Annotated in this window: 17 protein-coding genes; 4 read left to right on the forward strand and 13 right to left on the reverse strand. The window is 66.8% G+C overall.

Translation table 11 applies throughout. The features are described from left to right. Positions 1–601 precede the first annotated feature (601 nt). Complete coding sequence (locus ACYUME_RS09870; protein ID WP_279880522.1) at positions 602–2,794, forward strand: OsmC domain/YcaO domain-containing protein; 2,193 nt, start codon at positions 602–604, stop codon at positions 2,792–2,794. Positions 2,795–2,844: 50 nt separating this feature from the next. Here the strand turns inward: ACYUME_RS09870 and ACYUME_RS09875 are convergent, their stop codons facing one another. From ACYUME_RS09875 to ACYUME_RS09890, 4 genes are read right to left on the reverse strand one after another with little or no spacing between them, the layout of a single operon-like run. Next, complete coding sequence (locus ACYUME_RS09875) at positions 2,845–3,312, reverse strand: DoxX family protein (protein ID WP_279880524.1); 468 nt, start codon at positions 3,310–3,312, stop codon at positions 2,845–2,847. Between the two features lie 12 nt (positions 3,313–3,324). Then, the gene (locus ACYUME_RS09880; RefSeq protein WP_460418720.1) at positions 3,325–4,080 is read right to left on the reverse strand and encodes an HvfC/BufC N-terminal domain-containing protein; all 756 of its coding nucleotides are present in this window, start codon (positions 4,078–4,080) and stop codon (positions 3,325–3,327) included. Continuing rightward, positions 4,077–4,910 (reverse strand): MNIO family bufferin maturase, encoded by an 834-nt coding sequence (gene bufB / locus ACYUME_RS09885; protein WP_460418721.1) that lies wholly within the window; start codon positions 4,908–4,910, stop codon positions 4,077–4,079. The genes ACYUME_RS09880 and bufB overlap by 4 nt, the downstream gene beginning before the upstream one ends. Positions 4,911–4,926: 16 nt before the next feature. Further along, positions 4,927–5,202 carry a BufA1 family periplasmic bufferin-type metallophore gene (locus ACYUME_RS09890; RefSeq protein ID WP_028692560.1) on the reverse strand — a complete coding sequence of 92 codons (276 nt, stop codon included), beginning with the start codon at positions 5,200–5,202 and terminating at the stop codon, positions 4,927–4,929. 215 nt (positions 5,203–5,417) lie between these two features. Here ACYUME_RS09890 and ACYUME_RS09895 point away from each other — a divergent pair, with 215 nt between their 5' ends. Both ACYUME_RS09895 and ACYUME_RS09900 read left to right on the forward strand, forming a co-directional pair. Next, a complete protein-coding gene (locus tag ACYUME_RS09895) occupies positions 5,418–6,005 on the forward strand; it encodes a sigma-70 family RNA polymerase sigma factor (RefSeq protein ID WP_279880533.1) in 588 nt (195 codons plus the stop codon). Continuing rightward, positions 5,992–6,633: a DUF1109 domain-containing protein gene (locus tag ACYUME_RS09900; protein WP_460418722.1), complete on the forward strand. Its 642-nt coding sequence runs from the start codon at positions 5,992–5,994 to the stop codon at positions 6,631–6,633. Before ACYUME_RS09895 ends, ACYUME_RS09900 begins: the two co-directional genes overlap by 14 nt. 32 nt (positions 6,634–6,665) lie before the next feature. Here ACYUME_RS09900 and ACYUME_RS09905 read toward each other — a convergent pair whose 3' ends face one another. The 6 genes from ACYUME_RS09905 to ACYUME_RS09930 form a co-directional block, all read right to left on the reverse strand. Beyond that, the gene (locus ACYUME_RS09905) at positions 6,666–9,059 is read right to left on the reverse strand and encodes a TonB-dependent siderophore receptor (protein ID WP_460418723.1); all 2,394 of its coding nucleotides are present in this window, start codon (positions 9,057–9,059) and stop codon (positions 6,666–6,668) included. Between the two features lie 99 nt (positions 9,060–9,158). Then, complete coding sequence (locus ACYUME_RS09910; RefSeq protein ID WP_460418724.1) at positions 9,159–10,130, reverse strand: FecR domain-containing protein; 972 nt, start codon at positions 10,128–10,130, stop codon at positions 9,159–9,161. After that, entirely contained in the window at positions 10,130–10,645 is a 516-nt protein-coding gene (locus ACYUME_RS09915; protein WP_279911668.1) for a sigma-70 family RNA polymerase sigma factor, read from the reverse strand. The genes ACYUME_RS09910 and ACYUME_RS09915 overlap by 1 nt, the downstream gene beginning before the upstream one ends. A 367-nt stretch (positions 10,646–11,012) precedes the next feature. Then, entirely contained in the window at positions 11,013–12,185 is a 1,173-nt protein-coding gene (locus ACYUME_RS09920; RefSeq protein WP_460418725.1) for an ATP-binding protein, read from the reverse strand. Positions 12,186–12,190: 5 nt separating this feature from the next. Continuing rightward, the gene (locus ACYUME_RS09925) at positions 12,191–12,880 is read right to left on the reverse strand and encodes a response regulator transcription factor (protein ID WP_279887713.1); all 690 of its coding nucleotides are present in this window, start codon (positions 12,878–12,880) and stop codon (positions 12,191–12,193) included. Positions 12,881–12,936: 56 nt separating this feature from the next. Further along, the gene (locus ACYUME_RS09930) at positions 12,937–14,454 is read right to left on the reverse strand and encodes an MFS transporter (RefSeq protein WP_460418726.1); all 1,518 of its coding nucleotides are present in this window, start codon (positions 14,452–14,454) and stop codon (positions 12,937–12,939) included. A 110-nt stretch (positions 14,455–14,564) separates the two neighbouring features. On the opposite strand from ACYUME_RS09930, the gene ACYUME_RS09935 reads away from it, so the two are divergent. Further along, positions 14,565–15,473 carry a LysR family transcriptional regulator gene (locus ACYUME_RS09935; RefSeq protein WP_460418727.1) on the forward strand — a complete coding sequence of 303 codons (909 nt, stop codon included), beginning with the start codon at positions 14,565–14,567 and terminating at the stop codon, positions 15,471–15,473. Here ACYUME_RS09935 and ACYUME_RS09940 read toward each other — a convergent pair. The 3 genes from ACYUME_RS09940 to ACYUME_RS09950 form a co-directional block, all read right to left on the reverse strand. After that, complete coding sequence (locus ACYUME_RS09940; protein ID WP_279887705.1) at positions 15,445–15,942, reverse strand: cysteine hydrolase family protein; 498 nt, start codon at positions 15,940–15,942, stop codon at positions 15,445–15,447. The genes ACYUME_RS09935 and ACYUME_RS09940 overlap by 29 nt on opposite strands. Before the next feature lie 248 nt (positions 15,943–16,190). Further along, complete coding sequence (locus tag ACYUME_RS09945) at positions 16,191–17,477, reverse strand: Zn-dependent hydrolase (RefSeq protein ID WP_460418728.1); 1,287 nt, start codon at positions 17,475–17,477, stop codon at positions 16,191–16,193. Between the two features lie 80 nt (positions 17,478–17,557). Next, a complete protein-coding gene (locus ACYUME_RS09950; RefSeq protein WP_279887702.1) occupies positions 17,558–19,048 on the reverse strand; it encodes an NCS1 family nucleobase:cation symporter-1 in 1,491 nt (496 codons plus the stop codon). Positions 19,049–19,399 lie beyond the last annotated feature (351 nt).

Consider the following 19,399-nt stretch of genomic DNA (forward strand, 5'->3'; position numbering starts at 1 on the left):
CGATGCGCCGCGTGGGCGGCGCTCGATCTCATAGGCGCTACAAGGCCTTCGTCTGGCACCTGGCTTTGATTGTTGGCTGAGATCGCGTGAGGGCGGCTAGGTGCATGTCGGGATATTCGGTGAGGGCCACCAGGTGTTCGCCGATGTTTTTGCAGCGCCTATCAGATCGAGCGCCGCCCGCGCGGCGCATCGCGACGCAAGGCCGCTCACATCTGTTGCAACGTACCGAACCTGTCAGGCCATGGTTGCCCGCCTTGGCGCATGTCTTGAGACAGGTAGAGCGGCAGTGGCGCCCACGCTGAAACCGCGCCGGGCCAACAAGGCGGACCAGGTAATGGCACAGGATTGACTGGCCCGAAACAGATGTAGGAGCGGCCTTGCGTCGCGATGCGCCGCGCGGGCGGCGCTCGATCTTGTAAGCGCTACAACACTCCCGGCGAGCACCTAGGGCCTCAGAAGAAACCGGAGCATCCCCTTCTCCCGGCTCAACGGCGAGCCGTGGCCTCAGTCACGCCGGGCGGTGAAGCAACACTTGCCGGCAAAAATCCCGGATAATGCCCGCCATTTATTCGTTCCCGCCCGTTTTCTGGTACCCCTGCGCATGGAAATCAAGGTCAATTTTCTCGACAACCTCCGTCTCGAAGCCAAGTTCGACGACTTCACGGTGATCGCCGACCAGCCGATCCGCTACAAAGGCGACGGCTCGGCCCCGGGGCCGTTCGACTACTTCCTGGCTTCTTCGGCCCTGTGCGCGGCGTACTTCGTCAAGCTGTACTGCCAGACCCGCGACATCCCCACGGAAAACATCCGCCTGTCGCAGAACAACATCGTCGACCCCGAGAACCGCTACAACCAGATCTTCAAGATCCAGGTCGAGCTGCCCGAGGATATCTCCGAGAAGGACCGCCAGGGCATCCTGCGTTCCATCGACCGCTGCACCGTGAAGAAGGTGGTGCAGACCGGTCCCGAGTTCATCATCGAAGAGGTCGACAACCTCGACGCCGACGCCCAGGCGCTGCTGATGCCGGTGTCCGACAGCACCACCTACATCCCCGGCAAGGACCTGCCGCTGGAGCAGACCATCGCCAACATGTCGGCGATCCTTGCCGGCCTGGGGATGAAGATCGAGATCGCCTCGTGGCGCAACATCGTGCCCAACGTCTGGTCGCTGCATGTGCGCGATGCGCAGTCGCCGATGTGCTTCACCAACGGCAAGGGCGCCACCAAGGAGGCCGCGCTGGCCTCGGCGCTGGGCGAATTCATCGAGCGGCTGAACTGCAACTTCTTCTACAACGACCAGTTCTGGGGCGAGGACATCGCCAACGCGCCGTTCGTGCACTACCCCAACGAGCAGTGGTTCAAGCCAGGACCGAAGGACGCGCTGCCGACCGAGATCCTCGATGAACACTGCCTGGAGATCTTCAACCCCGACGGCGAGCTGCGCGGCTCGCACCTGTACGACACCAACTCGGGCAACAAGGAGCGTGGCATCTGCTCGCTGCCGTTCGTGCGCCAGTCGGACGGCGAGACGGTGTACTTCCCGTCCAACCTGATCGAGAACCTGTACCTGAGCAACGGCATGAGCGCCGGCAACACCCTCGCCGAGGCGCAGGTGCAGTGCCTGTCGGAAATTTTCGAGCGGGCGGTCAAGCGCGAGATCCTCGAGGGCGAGCTGTGCCTGCCGGACGTGCCGCAGGAGGTGCTGGCCAAGTACCCAGGCATTGTCGCCGGCATCCAGGGGCTGGAGGAACAGGGCTTCCCGGTGCTGGTCAAGGACGCGTCGCTGGGCGGTGAGTTCCCGGTGATGTGCGTGACCCTGATGAACCCGCGCACAGGCGGTGTGTTCGCCTCGTTCGGCGCCCACCCGAGCTTCGAGGTGGCGCTGGAGCGCAGCCTCACCGAACTGCTCCAGGGCCGCAGCTTCGAGGGCCTGAACGACCTGCCGCAGCCGACCTTCGACAGCCTCGCGCTGACCGAGCCGAACAACTTCGTCGAGCATTTCATCGACTCCAGCGGCGTGGTGTCGTGGCGCTTCTTCGGCGCCAAGGCCGACTTCGAGTTCGTCGAGTGGGACTTCAGCGGTCATGGCGAGGACTCCAACGTACAGGAGGCCGCCACCCTGTTCGGCATTCTCGAAGACCTGGGCAAGGAGGTGTACATGGCCGTCTACGACGACCTCGGCGCCACCGCCTGCCGCATCCTGGTGCCGGGCTATTCGGAGATCTACCCGGTCGAGGACCTGATCTGGGACAACACCAACCGCGCCCTGGGGTTCCGTGCCGACATCCTCAACCTGCACAAGCTGGACAACCGCTCGCTGAAGCTGCTGCTCAAGCGCCTGGACAATGCCGAGGTGGATGACTACACCACCATCACCACGCTGATCGGCGTCGAGTTCGACGACAACACGGTGTGGGGCCAGCTGACCATCCTCGAGCTGAAGCTGCTGATCCACCTGGCGCTGCAGCGCTTCGAGGAGGCCAAGGAGCTGGTCGAGATGTTCCTGCAGTTCAACGACAACACCGTCGAGCGCGGGCTGTTCTACCAGGCGCTGAACGTGGTGCTGGAGGTGGTGCTGGACGATGAGCTGGAGATGGCCGACTACGAGGCCAACTTCCGTCGCATGTTCGGCAACGAGCGCATGGACGCGGTACTGGGCTCGGTCGAGGGCAGCGTGCGCTTCCACGGGTTGACGCCGACCAGCATGCAGCTCGAAGGGCTGGACCGCCATCTGCGCCTGGTGGACAGCTACAAGAAGCTGCACGCCGCGCGGGCTCGCGCGGCAGGGCTCTGAGCCGAGCCGCTTCGAGTCGGGAAAAAGGGTCGCTTGGCGACCCATTTTCTTTAGCGCAACCGCAACACCCGGTCCAGGGACAGTGCCCCGCCGCCCCGGGCGATCAGCAGCAGGAGCAGGCCGGCCCAGGACAGGTGGGTAGGCCAGGCATCCGGGTAGACGAAGATCTCGATCACCAGGGTCATGCCCAGCAGGGCCAGGGCCGACAGCCGGGTGAACAGGCCGAGCACCAGCAACAGCGGGAACAGGTGCTCGGCATAGGTCGCCAGGTGCGCGGCCAGCCACGGTGACACCAGCGGCAAGGCGTACTCGCTCTGGAACAGTTCATAGGTGCCAGGGGTGATGCTGAGAAAGCCTTCGACCTTGGTGCGGCCGGACAGGAAGAAGATCGAGGCGATGCCCAGGCGCGCGACCAGGCACAGGACGTTGTCGCCGAGCAGGTGCTGCGCACGCTCGGCCAGGCGATTGTAGTGATGGCGCAGACCGTGGGGTGCTGCACGGGAGTGGCTGATGTCCATGGCGGCTCCTTTTCAGGCGAAGGTCAGTGGGCCAAAGGCCTGGGCACGCAGCAGCGCGCCGAGCAGGGCGCCGAAGTCCAGGTCGGGTTGGGCACCTTGGGCAAGTTGGGAGGCCTTTGCCAGCGGTAGGCCGGCGGCACAGGCATCGACGAAGATGCAGCCACCGAGGCCGAGTGCCTGGTGGATGACGCCTTCACGGCCGCCGCCGAACAGCACGCCTTCGGCTTCCCAAGGGTGATCCTCGGGCCATGCCCGGCCCTCGCGGCAGTGCTGCCAGAGGCTGTAGGCCGGATGCTGGCCGAACCAGTGCCAGCGCACGCCGGCACGAGGGCTGAGGCAGCAGTGCTCGAGGTCCGAGGCGGTCATGCCGGCCAGGTCGGCCAGTGCCAGGCAAGGGGCGTCCGGGGCGCTGAAGGCTTCGTTCCAGGCATGATCCAGGCGTGCGACATCGGCCAGGTACGGCAAGCAATGGAAGCCTGCGAGCTCATCCAGAAACGCTGGGAACGCCGCGCCATAGTGCACCAGTCGCGCGTCGCAGGGCGGCGATTGTCTGGCATAGGCTGTGGCCGCGTCGTGCATCCATTGCGCGCCCACCAGGGTTTCGACACTGGGAAAGTTGGCGCGCAGTGCGTCGACGCAACCGGCCAGCACGGTATTGCGGTACACCGCGAACGCGGCCTGCGCGCTCAACTCCCTCAGCTCGGGCGCGGGGCGCAGGTAAAGCGCGTCGATGAAAGCGTTCTGGAACTGTGTCAGGGAGAGGTTCATGGCAAGGCCCCCGCCAGGTCGAGGGTGGACTGGGCGATCGCACGTTCGGCGAGCAGTGCCTCGAACGCGGGGAGGTTGCCGTCACGTTCTATCAGGGTCGGACGCGAGCCGATGCGCGCGATCAACTGCCGGTACGATGCCCATACCGGTGCGGTGATGGCGGCATCATGGGAGTCGATCAGCAGGACACCCTGGTCGTCCTGGCTGTGTCCGGCCAGGTGTACTTCGGTGACGGCGCCTGCGGGGAAGCGGGCGAGGTAGTCGCAGGCGTCGAAACCCAGATTGTGGGCGCTGACATGCACGTTGTTGACGTCCAGCAGCAGGCCGCAACCGGTACGCCGCACCAGCTCGGCGAGAAACTCGATCTCATCCCAGTCATGGCCGTCCAGGCGCAGGTAGTGACTGGGATTTTCGATGGAAATCCGGCAATCCAGCGTGTCCTGGGTACGCTGGATGTTGGCGGCGATGCGGGCCAGCGCTTCATGGCTGCGTGGAAACGGCAGCAGGTCGGGATAATACAGCCCGCCCCAGCTTGACCAGGCCAGGTGCTCCGACACCAGCGTCGGCTGTACCTGGTCGATCAGCGTGCGCAGGCGCCGCAGGTGTGCAGCGTCCGGCTCGGTGTCCGCCGCCAGCGACAGCGCCACGCCGTGCAGCGACAGCGGATGGCGCTCGGCGATCCGCTGCAGCCAGGCCAAGCGCGGGCCACCGACCATGTAGTTCTCCGCATGGACTTCGAACCACAGCCCTTCGGCGCAGCAGTCCCACGCCTGGGCATAGTGTTCGGCCTTGAGGCCGAGCCCGGCGCCCATTCGCACAGGTGCGTTCATGGTCGATGGCCTCGGCTCAGGACTTGACCGGGGTCAGCGAACCCATGCCATTGGGGGTCTTGATCGAGGTGCAGGTACCCGTCGGCACGTTTTTCCAGTGCATGCCGTCGTAGTCCTTTTTCGCGCTGCCAGCGCAGGTGGTGCCGGCGCCGGCCTTGCAGTCGTTCTTGCCGGCCATGGCCACGCCGTAGCATTTCTCCATGGTGGCCGCCTTGGTGGTGTCGTCGGCCACGGCTGCGCCTGCCAGGGAGGCGAGGGCAAGGGCGGCAGTGGCGAGGGCGAGGGTTTTCATGGTGTCGTCTCCAGAGGGTGGGGCCGTGGCGATGTACCGGCGGCTCATGGAGTAGTTCGCGGCGATGGGCGAGGCGGTTACAGCGCCTGCAAAATTTTTTTCGCCACCTGCGCCGGCCACCTAAGGTAAGGAAGCGGCGTCGATGCTTGCGCGCGGCGTGGCGGCGATGGTTGGATAAAAAAAGAAACCCACTGACGGTGTAACCCCGGCGGCCGATGCAACGAACTAACCCACAGGATGTGCTCAGCGCACGTGAGTCACAGCTGCAGGCCCTGCTGTTGCTTGGGCTGGCCGGTGACGCCGGGGCCTATCGCGAATTCCTCGCCGCGCTGGCGGTGCACCTGCGTGGCTATCTGCGTCGGCGCCTGGCGCAGCGGCCGGCCGAGGTCGAGGACTTGCTGCAGGAGGTGCTGCTGGCGGTGCACAATGCCCGTCACACCTACCAGGCGCAGCAACCGTTGACCGCCTGGGTGCAGGCGATCGCCCGCTACAAGCTGGCCGACCACTGGCGCGGCCAGGCCCGGCGCGAGGCGCGTCACGAGCCGCTGGAGGATGACAGCGCGCTGTTCGCCTGTGGCGAAGAAGAGCCGGCCCAGGCCAGCCGGGACCTGAACAAGCTGCTCGGGCAGTTGCCCGACCGGCAGCGCCTGCCCATCGTCCACGTCAAGCTGGAAGGGCTGTCGGTGGAGGAGACCGCGCGTATCACCGGGCTGTCCAGTTCGGCGGTGAAGGTGGGCATACACCGGGGGCTCAAGGCCCTGGGAAGGTTGATTCGAGGTAAAGACGACCATGAAGACCGATGAGCTGATCAGCCTTCTGGCGACCGCCACAGAGCCGGTGGATCGTCATGCGCTGGTGCGACGCCTGCTGCTGGCGCTATTGGCTGGCATGCTGGGCGCATTGTTGATGACCCTGGCCATCTACGGCGTGCGCAGCGATCTGGCCGAAGTGGCGCGCACGCCGTTGTTCTGGGCCAAGCTGGCCTTGCCCACCAGCCTGGGGCTGCTGGCCCTGTGGCTGACCCAGCGCCTGGCCAGGCCGGGTGTGCGCGGTGGCGCGCTGTGGGGGTGGCTCGGCCTGCCGCTGCTGCTGGTATGGCTGGGGGCCGCCGTGAGCCTGGCCGGCGCGCCGGTGGAGGCCCGCGCCGAGCTGATCTTCGGCCGCACCTGGCGCACCTGCGCGTTGAACATCGCCCTGCTCTCGGCGCCCGTGTTCGCCGCCGTGTTCTGGGCCCTGCGCGGCCTGGCGCCGACCCGGCTGCGCCAGGCCGGCGCCGCCGGCGGGTTGCTCGCCGGATCCACCGCGACGCTCGTGTACTGCCTGCACTGCCCGGAAATGGCGGTGCCGTTCTGGGGGCTGTGGTACCTGCTGGGGATGTTGTTGCCGACCGTCCTCGGAGCGCTGATGGGGCCTCGACTGCTGCGTTGGTGAGCGGTCCCGGCCAGGCCGGCCGGGGCGCGCCATCACCAGCGATAGGTCAGGTCCGCCGTTACCGTGCGTCCGGTGCCGAGCAGGCAGGCGACCGTGGCGAAGCAGCCCGCCACATAGTACTTGTCGGTAAGGTTCTTCACGTTCAGCTGGGCCGACAGCCCTTGCAGGCCCGGGTCGGCCTTGCCGAAGTCGTAGGACACCATCGCATCGACCAGGGTATAGCCCGGTACCTCGAAGGTGTTCTGCGCATCGCCGTAGGTCGCGCCGGTGTAGCGCACGCCGAGCCCCGCGCCCAGCCCGGCCAGCGGCCCGCCCTGCAGGGTGTAGTCGAGCCACAGCGAGGCCAGGTGGCGGGGTACGCGCACCGGCATGTTGCCCTTGTTGCTCACGCCCAGCGCGTTGGGATTGTCCTTGCTCACCTCGACATCGTTGTAGGTGTAGGCGGCAATCAGGTTCAGGCCATCGACTGGCTTGGCCACGCCTTCCAGTTCGATCCCGCGGGAGGTGACTTCACCCTGCTGCACGCTGAACCCCGGATGCGCGACATCCGAGGTGGCGACGTTCTGCCGGCGCAGGTCGAAGGCCGCCAGGGTGAGGTAGTTCTCCGTGCCGGGTGGCTGGTACTTGATGCCGACCTCGTACTGCTTGGCGGTCTCCGGCTCGAAAGGCGAACCAGCGAAGCTGTTGCCGCTGGCCAGCTTGAACGACTCGCTGTAGCTGACGTAGGGGAACAGACCCAGGTCGAAGCTGTAGCCCAGCGAGGCGCGCGTGGTGGTGGCCTCGTCGGTGATCACCTGGTGGCTGTCGGCGATGCGGTTGGTGCTGTCCTGGCGCGCCCAGTCGTGGCGCACGCCAAGGGTCGCGACCCAGTTGTCCAGGTGGATCTGGTCCTGCAGGTACAGCCCCAGCTGGCGGTCGTCACGGGCGCTGGACAGCAGCGAGGTATAGCGCGAGGTGTCGATGTTCACCCCGCGCGCGGGGGCATAGATGTTGATCGACGGCGCGTCGCCGTGGCGCACGTCCTGGCTGCGATGGCCGCGCAGGTAGTCGGCGCCCAGCAGCAGGCCGTGGCGCACGGGACCGGTGGCGAAGTTGGCCAGCAGCTGGTTGTCGAGGGTGTAGTTGTCGCTGTCGTAGTCACGTAGTTCGTAGTAGCGGGCCAAGGTGTTGCCGTTGATCACGCCGCTGTTGCGAAACAGTTGATTCTGGTAGCCGTGCATGTGGCTGTAGCGGAAGTTCTGGCGAAAGCTGAAGGTCTCGTTGAAACGGTGGGTCAGCTCGTAGCCGAGGTTGTTCATCTCGGATTGTTCGCGGTCGAAGCCAGGTTCGTTCAGTGAACGGTGGCGCGGCACGCGCCCGTTGGGATTGGAGCCGTCGAACAGCGAATAGGCCATGTTCGAGGTGAACAGGTTGGTGTTCTTCTGGTACGAGGCCAGCAGGGTCAGGCTGGTGTGCTCGGAGAGCGCCCAGGTCAGGCTGGGCGCGATGTACTGGCGGTCATCCTTGATGCCGTCGATTTCGTTGTCGGCGTCGCGGCCCAGCATCACCAGGCGATAGGCGAGGGCGCCTTGATCGTCGAGCACATCGCCGACGTCCAGGCTCAGTTGCTGGCGGTCGTGGTTGCCCAGCGACAGGCCGACTTCGCGGTGGGCGGTGAACAGCGGCTTCTTCGACACCAGGTTGACCATGCCGCCGGGCTCGCCCTGGCCGTAGATCACCGAGGCCGGGCCCTTGAGCACTTCGATGCGCTCCAGACCATAGGGCTCGGGGGCGTAGTAGCCGATGTTGTTGTTGCGCAGGCCGTCGCTGTAGGCATCGCTGTTGATCTGCTGGAAGCCGCGCACCATCAGGGTGTTGTCGGTGGGGTTGTTGCCGGACACATTGGTGTGCACGCCGGCGGTATAGCTCAGGGCCTCGGTGATGGTCTGCGCGCCCTGGGCCTTGATGCGGTCGCGGGTGACCACCGAGACCGAGGCTGGGGTTTCGAGCAATGCGCTGTCGGTCTTGCTGGCGCTGCTGGCGCGGCTTGCCAGGTAGCCGTCCACGGCCCCATAGGCGCTGTCGGCGCGGGCATCCACGGCGGTCGGCGCCAGTTGCAGCGCGGCACCTTGTGGCTGGGGCAACAGGCGATACTGGCGCTCGCCGCTGGGCACGGCGATCAGCCCGCTGCCTTGCAGCAGGCGTTCGAGGGCCTGGTCGGCGGTGAAGTCGCCTTGCAGCGCAGTGCTGGTCTTGCCCTGGCTGAGGTTGCCATCGCCGACGATGTAGATGCCGGCCACGCTGGCCAGGCGATTGAGCTGTTGGGCCAGCGGCCCGGCCGGCAGGTCGTAGCGGCGCGCGTCGTCGGCCATGGCGGGGCTGGCGGCCAGCAATGGCAGCGCCAGCAGCAAAGGGCGCAGGCGCACCGGGAGCGAAAGCAGGGGCATGGAGGTTCCTTGTCAGGGCGGATGAAACGGTGTGTTCATCTGCTAATCCGAACGAGGGCGGAAAAACCGGAACACCCCTGCAAAATATTCTTGTTTCGCTTAGCGCGGCTCGATGCTGTGCCACCAGGGCAAGGGCCTGCGCACGCGGATCGGCAGGGCGCTTTCGAGCATGGCCAGGGTGCGGGCCGGGTCGTGGGCGGGGAAGCTGCCCACGACCCGCAGCTGTTTCACCTCCGGGGCGAGGCCCAGGTAGCCGGGCAGGTTGGCGCGCAGTTGTTCGGCAAAGGCCTCGAGGGTGATGTCGTTGGCCAACAGGCGTCCATCGCGCCAGGCCTGGCGAGCTTCGTCGACCGGTTGCGGGGTTTGGGCGCGATGGCGGTCGAAGTCTGTCTGCCAACCGGCTTGCACCACCAGGTCGCGGGTGCCGTCGCTGGGCTGCAGGCGAACCGCGCCGTCGAACACGCTCAGGCGCGCATCGGCATCGCGCTGCCAGACGCTGAAGCGGGTACCCAGCGCTTGCAGCCGGCCCTGGCGGGTGTCGATCACGAATGGTCGGGGATCCGTGGCCGTCGCGACCAGCACCTCGCCGGCGAGCAGCTCCAGGCGGCGCAGGTCGGCGCGGTAGTCGATGTTCAGCGCGGTGCCGGCGTTGAGCCACAACTGGCCGCCGTCGGGCAGGCGCAGCGCCCGTATTTCTCCGGTGGCGGTGTGTTGGTCAGCGCCCAGGGCCAGCAGCTGCTGCTGCGCTGCCGGGACCCGCCAGCCCGCCCAGGCCAGCACGCCGCCGCCGCACAGCAGCGACAGCATGCCCAGGGCACGGCGACGGCTGAGCTCGCCACGGCGCACGTTGTCCAGCGCCCGGAGCGAGACATCGGCCTGCGACTGCAGGGGGGCGAAACGCTGACTGATGCGTTCGACATGGGTCCAGGCCACTTGGTGGGCCTCGTCGGCCTCCAGCCACTGCTGCCAGCGTAGGCGCAGCTGCGGGTCGGCGGGGGCGGCGAGCAGGCGCGCGTACCAGTGCGCGGCCGCTTGCAAGGTGGCGTGGTCGGGAGGCTGAGACTGGTTCATCAGAGGTCCAGTTCAAGCAGCAGGCACTGGTACATGGCCTGGGACATGTACTTGGTCACGCTGCGCTCGGACACCTGCAGGCGATTGGCGATCTCGCGGTAGCCCAGGCCCTGCACCTGGGCCATGAGAAACGCCTGGCAGACCTTCTCGGGCAGGCGGGCGAGCATCCGCTGCACCTGCTCCAGCGCCTCGAACACCAGGGCGCGCTCCTCCTCGCTGGGTGCCAGGGGCTCGGGCAGCGCCGCCAGCGCCTCCAGCCAAGCCTGTTGCAGGTGCTGGCGGCGCCAGAAATCGATGCACAGGTGGCGCGTCATGGTGCCCAGGTAGGCCCGGGCATGCTGATCGCTGTCGAACTGGCGTGGTTTGCTCAGCAGGCGCACGAACACGTCGTGGGCCAGGTCGGCGGCATCGCTGGCGTTGCCCACGCGCTTGTACAGCCAGCTGCGGATCCAGCCATGGTGAGCGCTGTAGTAGGCCTGGACCTGCTGGTCGAAGGGTTTGTCGAGGCTCGGCATCGAGGCGTCCGTCCGCTGTGCGATAAAGTCTCATATGAGAATTTTTCGCAATGGTAGTGCAGCGGTAGCGGTGCCAGCAATGCCTTCCTGTCTCGCAGGCACAAAGGGCCGACTTAGCGTATGAGCCACAGGTCGCACTGGGGCAATCGACGGGCTTGGTCTTTGCTGTTGCGGGCCCGGCATTCGAGTGTCCCTGAAACTCGGTCAGGGCAGGGGCCGCGCTTGTGTTTCCCTGTAGGAGCGGCCTTGTGTCGCGAAAGGGGCGCGTAGCGGCCCCAGGATTTGTGCATCAAGCTGATATCGCCGGGGCTGCTGCGCAGCCCTTTCGCGACACAAGGCCGCTCCTACAGGGTAGCGCGTGAAGCCTTCAGGCTGTTGTGACCAGAGGCAATGTCACCTGCAGTGCCAGCCCGCCCTCGCTCCGGCGCTGCGCGGTGATGTGGCCGCCATGGGCCTCGCAGATGGCCTGGGCGATCGACAGACCCAGGCCGCCCCCGCCGCTGACCCGCGCCCGGGACTGCTCCGCGCGCCAGAAGCGCACGAACATGTTGCCCAGGTCCTTTTGCTCGACCGCCTGGCCCCGATCGAGGAATTCCAGCTGCACGCAGTCTTTGGCCTGGCGTACGGCGACGCTGAGCTCGCGACCGTCGGAGGCATACTTGAGCGCATTCTCGATCAGGATGTTGATCAGCTGGCCGACCCGTGCCGGATCGGCCTCGATCACCACGTCATCGGCAAGCGCCGTGTGCAACTGCATCGCGGCGGCCTCGAACTGCGGCGCGAACCAGGCCAGGCGCTCCTCGACCAGCCGGGCCGGGGAGAACAAGCTGATATGCAGGGGCAACTGCCCGGCATGGGCCAGGGACAGCAGGTGCAGGTCGCCCACCAGGGTGTTGAGGTTGTACAGCTGGTTCTGCACCAGGCGCAGTTGCTCCGGGCTCAGCGGGAACACCTCGTCGAGCATGCCCTGTACCCGGCCGAGGGCGGCGTTGAGTGGCGTGCGCAGTTCATGGGCGAGGTTGGAGCTGGACTCGGCCACTTCGCTTTCGTACAACGCCAGGCGTTCGACCAGTTTGTTGAAGTCGGTGCAAAGACGCTGCATTTCCTTGGGCTGGCGCGGGTGCTGGCTGACCCGCACGCCGAGATCGCCCTCGGCCACCCGCCGCGCCCCTTCGGCGATCTGGCGGAACTGCCGGGACAGCGGCCTGGACAGGTACAGGCCGACCATCAGGGTGAACGGGATGACCACGATGACGAAACCGTACAGCACCAGCCAGTCGATGCTGTTGCCGGGGCCGGGGAGAAAGTCATGGATGTCGTAGTAGGTCTGCAGCAACTGCCACAGCCTGGTTTCGTGGCGCGGCACATCGGCCAGGCCGGCCAGCATCGCGGCGCGGTCCTCGGGCCGCATCGACTGCAGCACCAGGAAGTCGCTGATCCAGAAGTACAGGTACATGCACACGGTGATGGTGATCACCGCGCCGACGGCGAGCAGGGTCATTCTCAGGCCGACCCACAGCCACAGCGGACGTTTGCGCATGGCGGTCAGCGGAACCGGTAGCCCACGGAGCGCACGGTCACCAGCACGCCGCTGACGCCCAGGGCCTCGAGCTTGCGCCGCAGGTTGTGCACATGGGTGTCGATGATGCGCACCAGGGCATCGCTCTCGGGCATGCACAATTCGAGCAGTTCCTCGCGGCTGAAGGCCTTGGTCGGGGTGCGCAGCAGCGCGGCGAGCAGAAGCAGTTCCGAACGGGTCAGGTCGAGCACCTGCTCCTCGCCATCGCCGGCCCGCACCCCGGCCACGAAGCGCTCGGCATCGACCCAGACGCCCTGGCACTCCAGGCGCTGGCGACTGTCAGTCGGCGCGCCGTAACGGCGCAGCACCGCGTGTACCCGGGCCACCACTTCCTTGGGGTTGCAGGGTTTGACCACGTAGTCGTCGGCGCCGTAGCGCAGGGCGCCGATCTTGTCTGGCTCGTCGCCGATGGCGGTGACCATGATCACCGGGGTGTCGGCGCCGCGGCGGATCTCGCTCAGCAGCTCCGGTCCGGAGAGTTTCGGCAGCATCATGTCCAGCAGCACGATCGCCGGCGTGCGCTGGCGGAACAGGGCAAGCCCGCGGGCACCGTCCTCGGCGATGTCCACCTCGAAGCCGTCGCGCTTCAGGTACGCCTCCAGGATGCTTGCACCATCGGCGTCGTCCTCGACGATCAATACGCGCTTGGGGGTCATGGATTCCTCGACGATCTCGCTGCTGGGCCGGATGGCGGCGCAGCTTAGCATGGGATTCAGGCCTGCGAAGTGTCTGGCCTGGCCGCTGCCGGCAACGCGGCGTCCGCAGGCCTGCGCAGCAGCAGGAGGGCTGTGGCCGCCGCCGCCAGGGTGATGCCGATGAGGATCCATAGCAGGCCGTTGAAGCCTTGCAGGTAAGCCGCGCGCAGCAGGGCTGGGTCCAGCCCCTGGAGATGGCCGAGGTCACCCAGCGCCAGCCGCTGCGCCAGCTCGGCTGCGAGGCCTGGCGAGGCCAGCTGTTGCAGCCTGTGATCGACCAGCGCCGTGAGCACGGCCAGGGTCAGGGCTAGCGCCACCCCTTCGCCGGCGACACGCGTGGTGTTGAAGATACCGGCGGCCATGCCGGCCTGCTCCCTGGGCACGACACTCAACGCCAGCCCGTCCATCAGCCCCCAGGGCAGGCCACTGCCGGTGCCGATCAGCAGCAGGGCCAGGCACAGCCGCAGGTGCTCGCCGTCGCCGGCCCGCGTCAGCGTGTACAGGCCCAGCGCGGCCAGCAGGAAGCCCACGGCGCAGAGCGTGCCGGCGCTGATCCAGCGGTTCAGCCAGGCCGCCAGCAGCGGTACCACCAGCATCGGCGCCGACAGCGCCAGCAGCAGCAGGCCGCCGTGCAGCGGCGTCAGCCCTTCGATGCCGATCAGGCGCAGTGGCAGCAGCACGATCAGCACGATGTAGCAGTAGCAGGTGCCGATGGGCAGGCTCTGCACACCGATGAAACGCCCGTGCCTGAACAGTCGCAAGTCGAGCATCGGTTGCCTGCTGCGCAGCTCGAGGAGGATGAAGGTCGGCAACAGCAGCAGTGATCCGGCCAGCAGCCCGAGGATCAGCGGCGAGCGCCATCCCTGCTGCGGGCCGAGAATGACGGCGCAGGTGAACAGCACCAGCATGCCGGTGAAGCTGGCCACGCCTGGGATGTCCAGGTCCTGGGCATCCGGGTTGAGGCTCTCGTCCAGGTGGTCGTGGGCGATCCACCAGGCCACTGCGGCCAGCGCCGCGCCGGCAAGGAAGATCGCTCGCCAGCCGAAGTGTTCGACCAGCAGCCCGCAGACCAGCGGGCCGAATGCCAGGCCGACGCCGAAGGTGGTGCCCAGCAGGCTGAAGGCGCGGGTCCTGGCCTGGCCTTCGAAGGCCTGGGCCAGGGCCGCGCTGCCGCTGGCCAGGGCAGCGGCGGCGGCGATGCCTTGCAAGGCTCGCAGCAGGTCGAGCCAGAGTATGTCGCCGGCGCAGGCCAGCAGTACACCGAGCAACACGAAGGCCTGCAGGCCGAGAATGAACAGGCGCTTGCGGCCATGGCGGTCGGCCAGCGCGCCGGCGGCCATCAGCAGGCCGCCGAAGCCGAGCATGAAGGCGTTGGTGATCCAGGCCAGTGCCGTGGGGCTGGCGGCGAAGGCCTGGCCGATGGCCGGGGTGGCCACGGCGCCGCCGGTGAAGCTCAGGGGCAGCACCAGGGCGGCCAGGCAGATGGCCGCGAGCGCAGGGCGATGGCGGGGTGCAGAGGGGGTGATTTGCTCCATTGCGCGGTCCTTCCGCTTGTTGCACTGTGAAGCGCTGAATCTAGATCGGCCTTAATTCTGGATAAACAGGCCAGAATTCCGATCACAACGGACAAAAAGGATCTAATGCGATGGACAACCTCAACGGTTTGCTCGCCTTCGTCAGGACCGCCGACTGCCTGAGCTTCGTCGGCGCCGGTCGCGTCCTGGGCCTCTCCGCCTCGGCGGTGGGCAAGGCCGTGGCGCGGCTGGAGGCGTCGCTGGACGTGCGACTGTTTCAGCGCAGCACGCGCAAGGTCAGCCTGACGGCCGAGGGTGAACTGTTCTACGAGCGCTGCCGGCGCGTCCTCGACGACCTGCAGGACGCCGAGGCCATGCTTTCTCACGCTCGACAGGCGCCCCGTGGCCGCCTGCGGGTCAGCCTGCCGACCATCGGCTACCGCTTCCTGCTGCCGTTGCTGCCGGCGTTTCGCCAGGCCTATCCGGAGATCGAACTGGAACTGGACTTCAACGACCAGTTGGTCGACCTGATCGAGGAAGGCTTCGATGTGGTGATCCGCAGCGGTGGCTTGGCGGATTCACGGTTGATGTCGCGTCGCCTCGGTCCCTTCCGCTTCGTGCTGTGCGCCGCGCCGGACTACCTGCAGCGCAAGGGTCGGCCACGTACCCTGGAGGCGCTGGAAACCCACGATTGCCTACGCTACCGCTGGGTGACCACCGGCAAGATCATGGACTGGAGCTTGAGCGCCGATTCTGCCATTACCCGGCTGCGGCTACCGGCGGCGCTGGTCCTGAACAACATGGAGGCCCTGCTCATGGCCACCCTCGATGGCCATGGCATCGGCTACATGCCGGACTTTCTCGCCCGTGACGGCCTGGCTTCGGGAGCGCTGGAAACATTGCTCGACGAACACATGCAGGACCAGGGGCAGTTCTGGGCGCTGTGGCCGTCGAGCCGGCACCTGTCGCCGAAGATCCGGGTATTCGTCGACTTCATCGCCGAGCGGATGTTCAAGGGGCAGGGTGACCTTGGCCCTTGAGCCCGGCGAGTACCTCGGCGGCGGTGGTGACGTGGCCGAAGTGATGTTTCCACAGGTCGATGCCCAGTTGTCCGGAGCGGTCCAGCGAGGAACCCATGGTCAGGTCGCTGACCAGCGTCGGCGTGAGCCCGGCGTCGAACAGGGCGAAGCCTGCGGCCAGCACACAGGTTTCGGTCTGCAGCCCGCAGACCAGCACCCGCTCGGCACCGAGGCTCTTGAGGTAGTCGAGGGTTTCGGCGGTCTGGCCATAGCCATGCTTGACGAACACCTTGTCGGCCTCGACCAGGGCCATGTCTTCGCTGGCGGGGTGCCAGCCGAGCTGACGCTGGAATGGGGTGACCTGCTCATCGTGCAGCTCGATCGAGGCGACGGTGGGCAGATGCGCCGACAGCACGCGGATGCCATCCACCAGTTTCTCGGAGGGGCTGAAGGTGGATTGCACATCGACGATGAGCAGGACTTGCTGCATGGCGGTTTCCCAGGCGAGGTTCGAAGGCTGGCGAGTATACCGCCGCGCGCGGGAATTTTGCGCCAAGGGGCCTGCACCGGGCCCTGCCACGGTTCACGGAGGGAGCATGTGCAACGTGGGAGCGGGCTTGTCGGAACGCCGCACCGCCCGGAACACCGGCTGCGCCGGTGCCATGCGTCGGGTCGCCTGCATCGCGGGGCAAGCCCGCTCCCACGCAGCCCTTCCATCGCAAGGGCTCCCACAAGCTGTCAGGCCGCCAGCCGCCCGCTGGCGATCGCCTCCGAGGCCGCCAGCATCGCCCGCAACAGCACCGCGCAGCCGGCCGCGAGGTCCTCGGGGGCGGCGTTCTCGATTTCGTTGTGGCTGATGCCGCCTTCGCAGGGTACGAAGATCATCCCGGCAGGGCCCAGCTCGGCGAGGAAGATCGCGTCGTGTCCGGCGCCGCTGACGATATCCATGTGCGCCAGGCCCAGGTTGCGCGCCGAGTCGCGCACCGCCTCGACACAGCCCTTGTCGAAGTACAGGGCTGGGAAGTCGGCGGTGGGGATCAGCTCGTAGCTCAGCCCGTGCTTGGCCACGGTGGCCTCGATCACCTGGCGGACTTCGGCGATCATCGCATCCAACTGCTCGCCTTCGAGGTGACGGAAATCCAGGGTCATGCGCACCTCGCCGGGGATCACGTTGCGTGAGCCGGGATAGGCCTGCAGGCAGCCGACCGTGCCGCAGGCATGGGGCTGGTGGGCGAGGGCGGTGCGGTTGACCGCCTCGACCACGGCGGCGGCGCCGACCAGGGCGTCCTTGCGCAGGTGCATCGGCGTGGGACCGGCGTGGGCCTCGACGCCGCGCAGGATCAGGTCGAACCATTTCTGGCCGAGGGCACCGAGCACCACGCCGATGGTCTTGCGCTGGTCCTCGAGGATCGGGCCCTGTTCGATGTGCGCCTCGAAATAGGCGCCCACCGGGTGGCCGGTCACGACGCGGCTGCCGGCGTAGCCGATGGCGTTCAGTGCCTCGCCGACGCTCACGCCCTGGGCGTCGCGCTTGGCCAAGGTCTCTTCGAGGGTGAACTTGTTGGCGAACACCCCCGAACCCATCATGCACGGGGCGAAGCGCGAGCCTTCCTCGTTGGTCCACACCACCACCTCCAGCGGGGCCTCGGTTTCCACGCCCAGGTCGTTGAGGGTGCGGATCACCTCGAGGCCGGCCATCACGCCGAAGCAGCCGTCGAACTTGCCGCCGGTGGGCTGGGTGTCGATATGGCTGCCGGTCATCACCGGCGGCAGCTTGGCGTTGCGCCCGGGGCGGCGGGCGAAGATGTTGCCGACCGCGTCGATGCTCACCGTGCAACCGGCCGCCTGGCACCACTGCACGAACAGGTCGCGGGCCTGGCGATCGAGGTCGGTCAGCGCCAGGCGGCAGACGCCGCCCTTGGGCGTGGCGCCGAGGCGGGCGAGGTCCATCAGTGATTGCCACAGGCGGGCGCTGTCGATGTGGTGCTTGCTCGATTGCAGGACTTCCTTGGCGAGGGTGGTCATGGGTGTCTCCTCAGGCTGTTGTTTTTCCATGGCATGTCGGAGCATCACGTGGGAGCGGGCTTGCCCCGCGATGCGCTACATCACGGCAAAGGTTTCGCCAGCCGCGCCGGCCCGCGCACCGCGAGGCCGCCGAGGGCGTAGTAGAGCCCGCCGCCGAGCAGCGAGCCGGTGAACCAGCCATAGTCGTAGAACCAGCTGAAACTGCTGTTGCCAATGGCCATCACGGTCAGCGCCACCGGCACGCCGAAGGCGACGAACCCGGCCCAGTTCCAGGCCGGGTACACGTCGTCGCGGTACAGCCCGGCCAGGTCCAGGTGCTGGCGGCGGACCAGGAAGTAGTCCACCACCATGATCCCGGCGATCGGCCCGAGTAGGCTGGAGTAACCGAGCAACCAGTTGGAGTAGACGCTCTCCAGGCTCAGGTCGGAGACGATCCAGCCAAGTTTCTTGAGCAGTTCGTGGCTCATCAGCGCCAGGCCGATGAAGCCGGTCAGCCACACCGCGCGGCTGCGGCCGATCAGGCGCGGAGCGATGTTCTGGAAGTCGTTGGTGGGCGAGACGATGTTGGCCGCGGTGTTGGTCGACAGCGTGGCGATGATGATCAGCGCCATGGCCAGGGCCACCCAGCCGGGGCTCTGGATATGGCCGATCAGGCTCACCGGGTCGGACACCGTCTGGCCCACCAGCGAGGCGGATGCGGCGGTCATGATCACGCCCAGCGAGGCGAACAGGAACATGGTCAGCGGCAGGCCGAAGATCTGCCCGAGGATCTGGTCCTTCTGGCTTTTTGCATAGCGGCTGAAATCGGGAATGTTCAACGACAACGTGGCCCAGAAACCGACCATGGCGGTGAGCCCGGCGCAGAAGTAACCGACCACGCTGGCGCCCTCCGGACGCTTGGGCGGCTGCGCCAGCAGCTCGCTCATCGACATGTGCGGCAGCGCCCAGAACAGCAGGCCGACACCCACCGCCACCAGCAGCGGCGCCGACAGCGTCTCCAGCCACTTGATCGATTCGGCGCCGCGCAGCACCACCCACAGGTTCAGCGACCAGAACAGCAGGAAGCCGATCACCTCGCCGGTGCCGCCCAGTGCCTTCCACTCGGGGAACAGCGAGCCGAGGAACAGGTGGATGGCCAGTCCGCCGAACATCGTCTGGATACCGAACCAGCCGCAGGCCACCACGGCGCGGATCAGGCACGGCACGTTGGAGCCGAAGATGCCGAACGAGGCGCGCAGCAACACCGGGAAGGGAATGCCGTACTTGGTGCCGGGGAAGGCGTTGAGCGTCAGCGGAATCAGCACGATGAGGTTGGCCAGCAGGATCGCCAGCAGCGCCTCGCCCACGCTCAGGCCGAAGTAGGCAGTGAGCACGCCGCCGAGGGTGTAGGTGGGCACGCAGATGGACATGCCCACCCACAGCGCGGTGATGTGCCACTTGTTCCAGGTGCGCTGGTGCACCTTGGTCGGGGCGATGTCGTGGTTGTAGCGGGGGCTGTCGAGGACGTCGCTGCCAGCGTCGAGCTCGAACAGGCCATGCTGCTCGACCACTTGCGATCTGCTCTGTTGCATGGGGTTCTCCAGGTCTTTTTCTTGTCGTTGTCGCTCATCGGGCTGACGCGATGGCCGGAGTACACACACCACCAGTACTGCACCTCCGGTCCGGCCAGGCGGTTGTGGCCTGCGTTTTCAACAAACGTGCCGGGAGGGCCTGGGCCGTCCCGGCGGGCCGCCGCCGACCGGAGGTAACTCACTGACTTGCAAACGCATTCGTCATGTTCACGACAGGGCACGGTCAACCCTGTGGCGTACCGCTTGTCCGGCAGGTCCGGCACCCCTTGTGGTTCAAACGGGTGCAGCCCGGAAAGTCACCGGCGCGGCCTGCGCCATCCTGCCTGGATTCAAACAGCTGATTTTGCGTAG

It is taken from the genome of Pseudomonas sp. microsymbiont 2, assembly GCF_054788395.1.